The sequence below is a fragment of the Cellulomonas sp. P4_B5_2 genome (assembly GCF_056402235.1).
Genome location: NZ_JBFUHU010000066.1, coordinates 1 through 12,825, shown reverse-complemented (window position 1 = coordinate 12,825; position 12,825 = coordinate 1). Strand labels below are relative to the sequence as shown.

Here is a 12,825-nt window from a genome sequence, read left to right as displayed (position 1 = left end):
GCGCGTGCTCAGCGGAGCACGCGCCCTCTCGCTATGCCGCCTGGATGAACGCGGTCACCGCGTCGGCCACGAGCTGGACGGCGATGGCCGCGAGCAGCAGGCCGGCGATCCGGGTGACCAGGATGGTGCCGGAGTCGCCCAGGATGCGGTGGATGACGTTGGCGAACCGCATCGCCAGGTAGAGCGCCACGTGCACGGCGACCACCCCGGCGGCGATGGCGGTCCAGTCGGCGACGGTCTTGTCGGACTGCTGGACGAAGACCATGGTGGCGACGATGGCGCCGGGGCCGGCCAGCAGCGGCGTGCCCAGCGGTACGAGCGCGACGTTGACCTTCCCGTTGCCCGACGGCTGCGGCTCCTCCATCTTCCCGGTCAGCAGCTCCATGGCGATGAGCAGCAGGAGCAGCCCGCCGGAGGCCTGCAGGGCGGGCAGCGTGATGTGCATGTAGTCGAGCAGCGACTGCCCGAACAGGGCGAACGCCACGATCACCCCGAGGGCCACCAGCACTGCCTGCCGCGCGGCGCGGTTGCGCTGCTGGCGGGTCATCGCACCGGTGAGGCCGAGGAAGATCGGCACCACCCCGGGCGGGTCCATGATCACGAACAGCGTGATGAACACCGACGCGAACAGATAGGCGTCGAACACGTCGGTCATGGTCTGATCACGTCGGTGGTCCCTCGCTCCTCGATCGCCGCGAGCACCTCGGGCGCGGTGAGATTCTCCCCCAGCCGGTTGGCCTTCCCGTCACCGTGGTAGTCGCTCGACCCCGTGACCAGCAGGCCGAGGCGGTCGGCGATGCCCCGCAGGCGCATCCGCTGGGCGGGTSAGTGGTCGCGGTGGTCCACCTCGAGGCCACCGAGGCCGGCGGCGGCGAGGCGGTCGAACACGCGGTCGGGCACGATCCGGCCGCGGGCGTCGGCGCCGGGGTGTGCGAAGACGGGCACCCCGCCGGCCTCGCGGATGGCACGGACGGCCGCGGGACCGTCGGGGGCGTAGTGCGGCACGTGGTACGGCCCGTCCGAGGCCAGCAGGTGCACGAACGCGGCGTCCCGGTCCGGCACCACGCCACGTGCGACCAGGGCGTCGGCGATGTGCGGCCGTCCGACGACGACGGCGTCGCGCGCCTGCTCCAGGACGTCCTCCCAGGTGATCGGCACGTCGACGGCGAGCAGCTCCACGATCTGCCGGGCACGGTTCAGGCGGGCGTCGCGCGTCCGGTCGAGCTCGTCGGTCAGCGCGGGATGCGTCGGGTCCTGCAGGTAGGACAGCAGGTGGATGCTGATGCCGCTGGACCGGGCCGACACCTCGGTCCCCCGGACCAGCACGATGCCGTGCACGTGCGCCGCCTGCTCCGCCTCGGCCCAGCCGGCCGTCGTGTCGTGGTCCGTCAGGGCGACGACGTCGAGACCCGCCGCGGCCGCGTCCGCCACCACCTGCGCGGGTGCGCCCGTCCCGTCCGACGCCGTCGAGTGGGTGTGGAGGTCGATGCGCACGGGGTCACGGTAACCGGGACGGGTGGGAGGATGACGCCATGAGTGAGGACCTGACGCCGGAGACCGCCCCCACCCAGCCGCTCGCCGACCGGGGTAGCAACCGGTCCCAGCGGCCGGGCTCCGCGGAGTTCCTGCGGTTCGTCACCTCCGGCTGGGGCGAGCGCCCGCCGTCGGCCCTGCAGCGCGGCCCCGCGGCCGACCACACCGCCGCGCGCCGGTCGGCCCTCTCCGCGCAGTTCCCGGGCGAGCGGCTCGTGATCCCCGCCGGCACTCACCGGCCGCGCTCCAACGACACCGACTACCGCTTCCGCCCGCACTCCGCGTTCGCTCACCTCACCGGGCTGGGCGCCGAGCAGGAGCCGGACGCCGTGCTGGTCCTGCACCCGGTCGAGGACGGCACCGGCGACGACGGCGGCGGCCACCGGGCCGTCCTGTACATGCGCCCGCTGGCCGGCCGGGACACCGAGGAGTTCTTCTCCGACTCGCGCTCCGGGGAGTTCTGGGTGGGCGCGCGCCCGACGCTCGAGGACCTGGAGACGCTCACCGGGATCCGCACCGCGCACCTCGACGACCTGCGGGACGCCCTGGCCAAGGACGTCGGCGAGGACGGCGTGCAGGTGCGGGTGGTCCCCGAGGCCGACGAGGCGATCGAGGAGCTGGTCGAGGAGATCCGCGCCACCGAGGCTGCCGGGCAGCGCGACGAGCGGCTGGCCGAGGCACTGTCCGAGCTGCGGCTGGTCAAGGACGCGCACGAGATCGAGCAGATGCGGCTCGCCGTCGACACGACGATCGAGGGCTTCGAGAAGATCGTCCGCGCGCTGCCGCAGGCGGTCGCGCACCGGCGCGGCGAGCGCGTCATCGAGGGCACGTTCGTCGGCCACGCCCGCCAGGAGGGCAACGCGGTCGGCTACGAGACGATCGCCGCGGCCGGCGACCACGCCACGACGCTGCACTGGATCGACAACGACGGCCAGGTGACGCCGGGCGAGCTGGTCCTGGTGGACGCCGGCGTGGAGGTCGACTCGCTCTACACGGCCGACGTCACCCGGACGCTCCCGATCGACGGCGAGTTCACCGAGGTGCAGCGCCGGATCTACCAGGCCGTGCTGGACGCCGCCGACGCCGGCTTCGCGGCCGCGGTGCCGGGTGCCCGGTTCCGCGACGTGCACGAGGCCGCGATGGTGGTGATCGCCGAGCGGCTCGAGGAGTGGGGTCTGCTCCCGGTGACGGCCGAGGAGGCGCTGCTGCCCGAGAACCAGCACCACCGCCGCTGGATGGTGCACGGCACCAGCCACCACCTGGGCCTCGACGTGCACGACTGCGCGGTCGCCCGGGCCGARCTCTACCTCGACGGCGTGCTGGAGCCCGGCATGGTGTTCACCATCGAGCCCGGCCTGTACTTCAAGTCGGACGACCTGCTGGTGCCGGAGGAGTACCGGGGCATCGGCGTGCGGATCGAGGACGACGTGCTCATCACGTCCGACGGCAACGAGAACCTGTCCGCGGCCCTGCCCCGCGAGCCCGACGCCATCGAGGCATGGATGGCGGGACTGCTCGCCCGCTGAGTGTCGATCGGGCGCGCCCGCCCGCGTCACCACCTGTGAGAGGGACATCCCCGACACAGGAGGCAGACATGGACGGCCCGAACCTCGCACTGCTGTTCTCGAAGGCCGCGACGCTCCGGGAGGCACGCAGCGGCTTCCCCGACGCCCCGCAGGTCGACCCGGAGCCGACCTTCCGCGAGCGCCGGGCCGCCCGGCTCAGGGCGCGGGCGGAGGCACGCTCGGCGCGGGCGGAGGCACGGGCTGGTCGGACGGCGGTCCGGTCGGCGGAGCGGGTGGTCCGGGCGGCGCGACCGGCGGCACGGTCGGAGAGCCCCACGGGTCCGCGGGGGCCGCAGCCGGCGGGTACGCAGCCGACGGATCCGACGGGCTGGTGGTGGTGATCGGGGCGGCCGGCCGCGCGGGCCAGCCGGACTGGACGCCACCGATCTCCCGCAGCAGCTCGCGGGCCTTGTGCGCCTGCTCCGCCCGGCACAGCACGGCGTAGGACGACGCGACGATCTGGCTGGTCGACGTGAAGTCCCGCTTGCCCCGCGTGAACGAGTACGTGATCACCGAGAACAGCAGCCCGAAGGCGCCACCGATGAAGATCGCGGGCACCAAGGGGCTCTGCGCGCCCGGCGTGGTGAACAGGCTGAGCAGCAGGCCGACGAAGAGGCCGAACCAGGCGCCGGACAGGAACCCGCCGAGGGCCACCCGAGGATAGGAGAGGCGCCCGGTGACGCGCTCGACCATCTTGAGGTCGGCGCCGACGATCGTGACCAGCTGCACGGGGAACGCCTTGTCCGCGAGGTGGTCCACCGCCTTCTGCGCCTCGAGGTAGGTGGCGTAGGACGCGACCGTCTCACCCTGCGGTGGCGTGGGGGTGCGCGGGGCACGAGCGTTACCGGAGAACGACATGCGGCGATCCTCCCCCAGCGTCGCAGGGATCGCCAGGCCCGGACGACCGGCATGGCGGCGGCCGGCAGCCGGAGCCCGGTCTAGGCTGGCCGACGTGAGCAGCGTCGGGACCAGGGTGTTCGTCGCGCGCCTTGCCGGGACCAACGTGTTCGACCCCCTCGGTGACCAGGTGGGACGGGTGCGCGACGTCGTCGTGCTGGTGCGCCCCAAGGGCATGCCCCGGGCCGTCGGGCTCGTCGTCGAGGTGGCCGCCCGACGGCGCGTGTTCCTCCCCCTGACCCGCGTCACCTCCATCGACTCCGGGCAGGTCATCTCGACCGGCCTGGTGAACATGCGCCGGTTCGAGCAGCGCGCGYTCGAGACCCTCGCCGTGGGCGAGCTGCTGGACCGCACGGTCGAGTTCGTCGACGGCTCCGGCCCGGCCACGATCGAGGACGTCGCCATCGAGCTCCAGCGCAACGGCGACTGGGTCATCTCGAAGATCTTCGTCCGCCGCCAGCCGCCGGGCGGGCGAGGAATCCTGCGCCGACGCGGCGAGACCCTGCTGGTCTCGGTCGACGAGGTCACCGGGCTCGGCCAGGCCAGCGCCRCCCAGGGCGCCGAGCTGCTGCTCGCGCAGTACGAGGACCTCAAGCCGGCCGACCTCGCGGACGTCCTGCACGACCTCGGCCTCACGCGACGGCTCGAGGTGGCCAGCGCGCTGGACAACGAGCGGCTGGCCGACGTGCTGGAGGAGCTGCCCGAGGACGACCAGGTGGGCATCCTGCAGGGCCTGGCCCGCACGCGCGCCGCGGACGTGCTCGAGGCCATGCAGCCCGACGACGCCGCCGACCTGCTCGGCGAGCTGCCCGACGAGCAGGCCGCCGAGCTCCTCGAGCTCATGGAGCCCGAGGAGGCCAAGGACGTCCGGCGCCTGCTCGCCTACGAGGACAACACCGCGGGCGGTCTGATGACCACCGAACCCGTGATCCTCGGGCCGGAGACCCCCATCGCCGCGGCGCTCGCGCACGTGCGCCGCCAGGACCTGACGCCCGCGCTGGCGTCGATGGTCTTCGTCGCGCGACCGCCCCTGGAGACGCCCACCGGCCGGTTCATCGGCGTCGTGCACCTGCAGCGGCTGCTGCGCGAGCCCCCGCACGAGGCCATCGGCTCGATCGTCGACACCGACATCGAGTCCATCCCCGTCGACGCCCCGCTGCTGGCCGTGACGCGCAACCTGGCCACCTACAACCTGCTCGCGCTGCCGGTGGTGGACTCCGAGAAGCGCCTGCTCGGGGTGGTCTCCGTCGACGACGTCCTCGACCACCTGCTGCCCGAGGACTGGCGCGAGACGGACGACGAGGGCAACTTCTCGGGCACGGGCGTGCTCGGCGGGCCGGGGCCGGGGGTGACCCGTGGCTGAGCGCCTCGACACCCCGCTGGAGACGCGGCGCCGGTTCATCCGCAAGCCGCAGCTGGACGAGGACGCGTCCGGCAAGATCTCGGAGAGCATCGCCCGGTTCCTGGGCACGCCGCGGTTCATCATCTACCTGACGCTGTTCTGCCTCGTCTGGATCGCCTGGAACGTGTACGCCCCGGACGACCTGCGGTTCGACAAGGCGGCCAACGGGTTCACCGCCCTCACCCTCGTGCTCTCCCTGCAGGCGTCGTACGCCGCCCCGCTGATCCTGCTCGCGCAGAACCGGCAGACGGACCGCGACCGCGTGCAGGCCGAGCAGGACCGGCAGCGCTCCGAGCGCAACCTCGCGGACACCGAGTTCCTGGCGCGCGAGATGGCGGCGCTGCGCATCGCCCTGTCCGAGGTGGCCACCCGCGACTTCGTCCGCTCCGAGCTGCGCAACATGCTCGAGGACCTCACGGCGGAGCGCGATGCCGAGCCCGACAAGAGCCCGGAGCCGTCGGAACGGGGACGGAAGGCCCCCCGGGGCTAGTCCGCTCGCCGCCTACGATGGGCCGCATGCCGGACCCCACCGACCCCCTGCTCGCTGCCATCCGCGAGGCGCTCGCACACGTCCTCGACCCGGAGATCAAGCGCCCGATCACCGAGCTCGGCATGGTGCGCTCCGTCGAGGTCGACGGCGCGCGCGCGACCGTCGGGATCGACCTGACCACCCCCGGCTGCCCGCTGAAGGACACGCTCACGCGCGACGTCAGCGCCGCGGCGGCCTCCGTCGAGGGGATCGCGGACGTGTCCGTGGTGTTCGGTGTGATGTCACCCGAGCAGCGCGCAGCGCTGCGGACGCTGCTGCGCGGGACCGACACCGAGCCGGTCATCCCGTTCGCGCAGCCCGGGTCGCTGACCAAGGTGTACGCGATCGCGTCCGGCAAGGGCGGCGTCGGCAAGTCCTCCGTCACGGCCAACCTCGCGGTCGCCATGGCGGCAGACGGGCTGAAGGTCGGCATCGTCGACGCCGACATCTACGGCTTCTCGATCCCCCGCATGCTCGGGGTCACCCGGCAGCCGACGCGGGTGGACGACATGCTGCTCCCGCCCGAGGCGTTCGGCGTCCTGGTGGTCTCCATCGGCATGTTCGTGCCGCCCGGCCAGCCGGTCGTGTGGCGCGGGCCGATGCTGCACCGCGCGCTGCAGCAGTTCCTGGCCGACGTGTTCTGGGGCGACCTCGACGTGCTCCTGCTCGACCTGCCGCCCGGCACCGGGGACATCGCGATCTCCGTCGCGCAGCTGCTGCCGAGCTCCGAGCTCGTCGTCGTCACCACCCCGCAGGTGGCCGCCGCGGAGGTCGCCGAGCGTGCCGGGTCCGTGGCCGTGCAGACGCGCCAGCACGTGGTCGGCGTGGTGGAGAACATGTCGTGGCTCGAGCAGCCGGACGGCTCGCGGCTGGAGATCTTCGGCTCCGGTGGGGGGCGGACCGTCGCCGACAACCTCACCCGGATCACGGGCGGGGACGTCCCGCTGCTCGGCCAGGTTCCCCTCGACGTCCGGCTGCGCGAGGCCGGCGACGACGGGACCCCGGTGGTGCTCAGCGCCCCCGACTCCCCCGCCGCGCAGGCTCTGCGCGAGGTCGCCCGCTCCCTGGCCGCCCGCCGCCGCGGCCTGGCGGGCCGCTCCCTGGGTCTGACCCCCGCAGGGCGCTGACGCTCGACGCGCGCCCCGCGGTAGCGAGCACGACGTCCGCACGTCCGAGCGCCCTGGCGACCCGATGTGCGGACGTTGCCCAGCACTCTCCCGCGACGTCCGCACATCCGAGCGCCAGAGCAGCCTCATGTGCGGACGTCGCAGATCGCCGGCCGGCATCGAGACCAGCGCGTGTTGAAGTTTGTTTGTTTGAGTGCGATGCTGTTCGGGTGCTTGCCTCCCAGCGCCAGGAGCGGATCCTCGCCGCCGTGCGCTCCGAGGGTGCCGCGCGGGTCGCCGACCTGGTGGAGCGCCTCGACGTCTCGGACATGACGGTCCGGCGGGACATCGCGGAGCTGGCCCGGGCCGGCCTGGTCCGGCGGGTGCACGGCGGAGCGGTCGCCCCCGACGCACCCGGACGACCCACCGACGAGCCGGGCTTCGAGGCCAAGCGCTCCTGGGCGGGCGCCGAGAAGGCGGCGATCGCGCGCGCGGCGCTGGCGACGATCGAGCCCGGGCAGGCCGTCGCGCTCTCCGCCGGCACCACCACGTACCTGCTCGCCGAGCTGCTCGCCGGTTCGGGCATCGGTCCGCTCACGGTCGTCACCAACGGCCTGCGGATCGCCGACGCCCTGCACGGCGCCCACGGCATCGAGGTGATCCTCACCGGCGGAGTCCGTACGCCGTCCGACGCGCTCGTCGGCCCTGTCGCCGACGCCACGCTGGCGAGCCTGCGCGTCGACCGCACCTACCTCGGCGTGCACGGGCTCGACGCCCACGGCCTGACCACCCCGAACCTCGCGGAGGCCGCCACCGACCGCGCGCTCATGGCCTGCGCAGCGGCGACCACCGTGCTCGCCGACCACACGAAGTGGGGGGTGGTCGGCCTGGCCCGCATCGCCCCGCTCGACGACGTCGACACCCTGCTCACCGACGACGGCCTGCCCGCCGACGCCCGACGACACCTGACCGCGACCACCCTGGTCTTGGTCGACACCTCTGGAGCCACCCCGTGACCGTCCGACTGACCACGACCACGCTCGCCGACGGCCGGGAGCTGCTCTACTTCGACGACTCCGAGCCCTACGTCTCCGGCGCGGCCACCCGCACGCTCGAGGACGCACGCCCCCTGGTCGACCGGTTCGCCCCTGTCCCCGACGCCGACGGCGTCCCGCAGCCGGTCACCGGCCCGGAGCTGCGCCGCGACCCCCTCACGGGCGAGTGGATCCCGATGKCCGCCCAGCGCATGAACCGCACGTTCCTGCCGCCGGCCGACGCCAACCCGCTCGCCCCCGCCAAGCCCGGCGCGGTCTACCAGGACGGCGAGATCCCGGCGGAGGACTACGACGTCGTGGTGTTCGAGAACYGGTTCCCGTCGCTGCTCGCCGTGCCGGGTATCCCCGACGTCCCGGTGCAGCGCGACGGCGCGCCCCTGTGGACCGTCCGCCCGGCCGCGGGCCGCTGCGAGGTCATCTGCTTCTCGTCGGACTCGACCGCGTCGCTGAGCACGGTGACGCCGGGCCGGATGCGGACGATCGTCGAGGCCTGGGCGCAGCGGACCGAGGCGCTGAACGCTCTGCCGGGCATCGAGCAGGTGTTCGTGTTCGAGAACCGCGGCAAGGAGATCGGCGTCACTCTCCACCACCCGCACGGGCAGATCTACGCGTTCCCGTACCTCACCCCGAAGACGACCGCGATGCTCGCGCAGGCGCGTGCGCACCGGGAGCAGACCGGCCGCCTGCTGGGCCGCGACGTGCTCGACGCCGAGCTGGCGCACGGCGAGCGGATCGTGCTGGAGTCTGAGCACTGGGTGGCGTACGTGCCGTTCGCGGCGCGCTGGCCCGTCGAGGTGCACCTGGCCCCGCGGCGCGACGTGCCCGACCTGCCGGCGCTGACCGACGCGGAGCGCGAGGACTTGTCGACCGTCTACCTGTCGCTGCTGCAGCGGCTGGACCGGTTCTTCGTCGGCCCCGACGGCGAGGCGATCCCGCTGCCGTACATCTCCGGCTGGCACCAGGCCCCCGTGCGCGAGGGTCGCGACGACTCCCGCCTGCACCTGCAGCTGTTCTCGGTGCTGCGCGCGCCGGGCAAGCTCAAGTACCTTGCGGGCGTCGAGTCCGGCATGGGTGCCTGGATCAGCGACACCACCCCCGAGCGCATCGCGACCCGACTGCAGGAGCTGGCATGACACCCGAGTGGCTCGAGGCCTGGACCCCCGCCGAGGGCGCCGACCGCGCCGCCGGGCTGTTCCGCACCCGGTTCGAGGCGGAGCCCGACGGCACCTGGTCGGCGCCGGGCCGCGTGAACCTCATCGGCGAGCACACGGACTACAACGGCGGCCTCTGCCTGCCCATCGCGCTCCCCCACCGCACCTACGTGGCCCTGCGGCGGCGAGACGACGACACGGTGCGGCTCGTCTCCGCGCAGGAGCCCGCCGGGCTGCGGACGATCGAGCTGGCGGACGTCGCACCCGGCACGGTCGAGGGCTGGGCCGGCTACGTCGTCGGCGTCGCGTGGGCGCTGCGCCAGGCGGGGCACACGGTCTCCGGGTTCGACGTCGCGGTCGACTCGTGCGTGCCGTACGGCGCCGGGCTCTCGTCGTCCGCCGCGCTCGAGGCCTCGGTGGCTGTCGCCCTAGACGCCGTGTTCGCGCTCGGCCTGGCGGGGTCCGACGACGGACGCGCGACGCTGGCGTCGCTCTGCGTGCGCGCCGAGAACGAGATCGCCGGGGCGCCGACGGGGGGGATGGACCAGGCCGCCGCCCTTCGCGCCCAGGAGGGTGACGCCCTCCTGCTCGACTGCCTCGACGGCTCCGTCCGGCACGTCCCCTTCGACCTCGCCGCGCACGACCTGGCCCTGCTGGTCGTCGACACCCGCGCCGAGCACGCCCTCGTGGACGGTCAGTACGCGGCCCGCCGCGCGTCGTGCGAGGCGGCGGCGGAGCGCCTCGGCGTCGACACGCTGCGCGAGATCTCGGACGACCCCCGCGGCCTGGAGTGGGCGCTCGGCAAGCTGGACGACGACGTCCAGGTGCGCCGCGTCCGGCACGTGGTCAACGAGATCAACCGGGTCACCTGGTTCGTCGCCCTGCTCGACGCCGGCGAGGTCGGGCTCGTCGGCACCCTGATGAACCAGTCGCACGCCTCCTTGCGCGACGACTACGAGGTGTCGTGCCGGGAGCTGGACCTCGTCGTCGACACCGCTCGGGAGGCGGGTGCCACGGGAGCGCGGATGACCGGGGGCGGGTTCGGCGGGTCCGCGATCGCGCTGGTCGCCGCGGACGAGGTGGACCGAGTGGCTCAGGCGGTCGCGGACGCGTTCGCGGCGCAGGGTCTGCGGGCACCGGCGTTCCTGGTGGCGACGGCCGCGGGCGCCGCGTCCTGACCTGACGAACGAGCGGCGGGTTTCGTTGTCCGCCCCGCGCTCGATGCGAGCCACGGTCGCGCGCTCGTAGCGTCCTGCGTCATGCGGGGTGCGCGCGCGGCGACGGTGGTCGGTCTCGTCCTGGTCGCGGGGTGCTCGRGCGCCTCGGGTGCGCAGGGCGGTGGTCCGCTGAGCGACTACCTCGGCGAGTACGCGGCGAGGATGCAGACCGGGGACCACGCGCGCGCGGTCGCCGCCGAGGAGGCGATCGCGTCCTGCATGCACGCGGAAGGCTTCGACTACGTGCCTCGCCCCGAGGGCGCCTGGCACTCCGAGCTGGTCGAGGTGACCGCGGAGCACTCCACCCTGGCGTGGGCGGAGGAGCACGGCTACGGGTTGGTCGACGGCGTCGGCACCGCGGTGTCGACCGCAGCCCCGGACCCGAACGAGGAGACGCTCGCGGCCATGTCCGAGGCCGAGCGCACCGCCTACGACCAGGCGCTGCTCGGCGCGGCGGCGGACGACCCGCAGGCCGACGTCGACGGCTGCGCAGGGCCGGCGGACCAGGCCGCGTGGACGTGGTGGGAGGACGCCACCTACCAGCACTTCCGGGACGAGACGACCCGGATCGAGGACGCCGTCGACGACGACGCGCAGGTGACCGCCGCCGCCACGCAGTGGCGAGCGTGCGCCGCCGAGCGCGGCCATCCCGAGCTGGACGCGTTCGGCGACGGGATGCGCCTCATCGCGGACGAGGTCGCGCCGTACCAGTCCACCGGGTCGGGGAGCATCCCGGTCGACGTCCGACCGGCGCTGCTCGAGCGGGAGATCCAGCTGGCCACGACCGAACGAGGGTGCGACGAGGAGGTCGGGCTCACCCGCACCCGGGACGGGCTGGTCGCCGTCGCGCAGCGCACCTACGTCGACGAGCACCGAGCCGAGCTGGACGCGTGGGAGCTGAGCTGGCCTGCACCTTCGCCGTCGTGACACGCCGCGACGGTGGTTGACGTCTAGTACGCACCGCGCAGTAGTGTCTGGCCCGCGATACCGGACGCACATCATCCTCCCGACGGATCCCCTGATCAGCGCGGGGTCGGTACGTTCCGGTCGCACCGCTGGCCGTCCCATCGACAACGAGGAGCCCGACCGTGGGGGTCACCCGCCGGATCATCTTCCCGACCATCCGCCTGATCCTGTGGGCGATCATCGCGGCCGCCCTGGTGAAGATCGCGTTCGCCGGTGCGGACGTCAGCACCGTCGACAACTCCCTGCAGCCCACCGGGGCGATCGTCGAGCCGACCGTCGAGGTGGCGACCGGCACCGTGACCAACGCGGTGACCGTGCAGGCGTCGGTCACCTCCGACCCGGCCGTCGTCGTGCGGGCCACGCTGGCGGGCACGGTGTCCAAGCTGCTCGCCGCGGACGGCGCGGCGGTCGCCGCGGGCGCTCCCATCCTGGAGATCCGGCAGGAGACCCCGCAGGACCCGATCGTGAAGACGAACCCGGAGACGGGCGAGGTGACCACCACCGAGCGCAAACCGAAGGTCGTGATCGAGACCGTGAAGGCGCCGGTCGCGGGGACCCTGTCGCTGCCCACGCTCAAGGACCAGGTGGTCTCGGTCGGTGACGAGGTGGGCAAGGTGGCCCCCGGCACGCTCTCGGTCACCGGGACCCTCACCCCCGACCAGCAGTACCGCCTGGTGGGCGCCCCGACCCAGGCCAGCGTCACGCTCACGGGCGGGCCGGCACCGTTCGACTGCACCGGGCTGCGCGTCGGCGCAGCCCCCGCCACGGGCTCCGAACCCGACTCCACCGGGGTCACGAGCGCGTCGGGCACGGTCACGTGCGCGATCCCGGCGGGCGTCACGGCGTTTCCCGGCCTCGGCGCGTCGGTCGAGATCACCAACGGCACGGCCGCCGACGTGGTGGTCGTCCCGATCACGGCGGTGCAGGGCACGGTCCAGAAGGGGAACGTCTGGGTGGTCGCCGCCGACGGCAGCGACGAGAAGCGGCCCGTCGGGCTGGGCCTCACCGACGGCGAGAACGTGCAGATCACCGAGGGCCTGGCCGCGGGCGACACGATCCTCGAGTTCATCCCGGTGCCCGGCGGCGCCGGGAAGCCGGTCGACTGCACCCTCAACTACGACCCGGCTGTGTGCGGCGGATGAGCCTCCTCGAGCTCACCGACGTCACGCGGACGGTCCGGCTGCCCGACGACCGGCTGCTGCACATCCTCCAGGGCGTGACCCTCTCGGTCGACGCGGGCGAGCACGTCGCGATCGTCGGCCGCTCCGGCACCGGCAAGTCGACGCTGCTCAACATCCTCGGCCTGCTCGACGCGCCGACCACGGGCCAGTACCTGCTCGAGGGCGTGCCGATCGGCAAGCTCTCGAACGGCACGCGCACCAAGCGCCGCGGGCGGGACTTCGG

General features: G+C 73.5%; 13 protein-coding genes. 10 read left to right on the top strand and 3 right to left on the bottom strand.

Annotated features, from left to right (window positions below; translation table 11 throughout):
- Positions 1-31: 31 nt before the first annotated feature.
- Positions 32-655 (bottom strand): MarC family protein, encoded by a 624-nt coding sequence (locus AC1DUQ_RS06740; RefSeq protein WP_477061512.1) that lies wholly within the window; start codon positions 653-655, stop codon positions 32-34.
- Positions 652-1,494: a PHP domain-containing protein gene (locus tag AC1DUQ_RS06735; RefSeq protein ID WP_477073537.1), complete on the bottom strand. Its 843-nt coding sequence runs from the start codon at positions 1,492-1,494 to the stop codon at positions 652-654. Before AC1DUQ_RS06735 ends, AC1DUQ_RS06740 begins: the two co-directional genes overlap by 4 nt.
- 38 nt (positions 1,495-1,532) lie before the next feature.
- Here AC1DUQ_RS06735 and AC1DUQ_RS06730 point away from each other — a divergent pair, with 38 nt between their 5' ends.
- Complete coding sequence (locus AC1DUQ_RS06730; protein ID WP_477061510.1) at positions 1,533-3,059, top strand: aminopeptidase P family protein; 1,527 nt, start codon at positions 1,533-1,535, stop codon at positions 3,057-3,059.
- Between the two features lie 195 nt (positions 3,060-3,254).
- On the opposite strand, the gene AC1DUQ_RS06725 is transcribed toward AC1DUQ_RS06730, so the two are convergent.
- Positions 3,255-3,956: a YflT domain-containing protein gene (locus tag AC1DUQ_RS06725; RefSeq protein ID WP_477061509.1), complete on the bottom strand. Its 702-nt coding sequence runs from the start codon at positions 3,954-3,956 to the stop codon at positions 3,255-3,257.
- 94 nt (positions 3,957-4,050) lie between these two features.
- Here AC1DUQ_RS06725 and AC1DUQ_RS06720 point away from each other — a divergent pair, with 94 nt between their 5' ends.
- From AC1DUQ_RS06720 to AC1DUQ_RS06680, 9 genes are all read left to right on the top strand, one after another.
- A complete protein-coding gene (locus tag AC1DUQ_RS06720; RefSeq protein WP_477073536.1) occupies positions 4,051-5,358 on the top strand; it encodes a magnesium transporter MgtE N-terminal domain-containing protein in 1,308 nt (435 codons plus the stop codon).
- On the top strand, positions 5,351-5,887 hold the full coding sequence (locus AC1DUQ_RS06715; protein ID WP_477061507.1) for a DUF1003 domain-containing protein: 537 nt from the start codon (positions 5,351-5,353) through the stop codon (positions 5,885-5,887). The genes AC1DUQ_RS06720 and AC1DUQ_RS06715 overlap by 8 nt, the downstream gene beginning before the upstream one ends.
- A gap of 26 nt (positions 5,888-5,913) precedes the next feature.
- Positions 5,914-7,053: an Mrp/NBP35 family ATP-binding protein gene (locus tag AC1DUQ_RS06710; RefSeq protein WP_477061506.1), complete on the top strand. Its 1,140-nt coding sequence runs from the start codon at positions 5,914-5,916 to the stop codon at positions 7,051-7,053.
- Between the two features lie 209 nt (positions 7,054-7,262).
- Entirely contained in the window at positions 7,263-8,048 is a 786-nt protein-coding gene (locus AC1DUQ_RS06705) for a DeoR/GlpR family DNA-binding transcription regulator (RefSeq protein WP_477061505.1), read from the top strand.
- A complete protein-coding gene (galT, locus tag AC1DUQ_RS06700) occupies positions 8,045-9,220 on the top strand; it encodes a galactose-1-phosphate uridylyltransferase (protein WP_477073535.1) in 1,176 nt (391 codons plus the stop codon). Before AC1DUQ_RS06705 ends, galT begins: the two co-directional genes overlap by 4 nt.
- Complete coding sequence (galK, locus tag AC1DUQ_RS06695) at positions 9,217-10,416, top strand: galactokinase (protein WP_477061503.1); 1,200 nt, start codon at positions 9,217-9,219, stop codon at positions 10,414-10,416. The genes galT and galK overlap by 4 nt, the downstream gene beginning before the upstream one ends.
- An 81-nt stretch (positions 10,417-10,497) precedes the next feature.
- Entirely contained in the window at positions 10,498-11,382 is an 885-nt protein-coding gene (locus AC1DUQ_RS06690; protein ID WP_477073534.1) for a hypothetical protein, read from the top strand.
- Between the two features lie 161 nt (positions 11,383-11,543).
- Positions 11,544-12,563, top strand: a complete 1,020-nt coding sequence (locus tag AC1DUQ_RS06685; protein ID WP_477061501.1) for a permuted SH3 domain-containing protein — start codon at positions 11,544-11,546, stop codon at positions 12,561-12,563.
- Positions 12,560-12,825 (top strand): ATP-binding cassette domain-containing protein (locus AC1DUQ_RS06680; protein WP_477073533.1); only part of this gene is annotated, 266 nt, incomplete at its 3' end. The genes AC1DUQ_RS06685 and AC1DUQ_RS06680, both read left to right, overlap by 4 nt.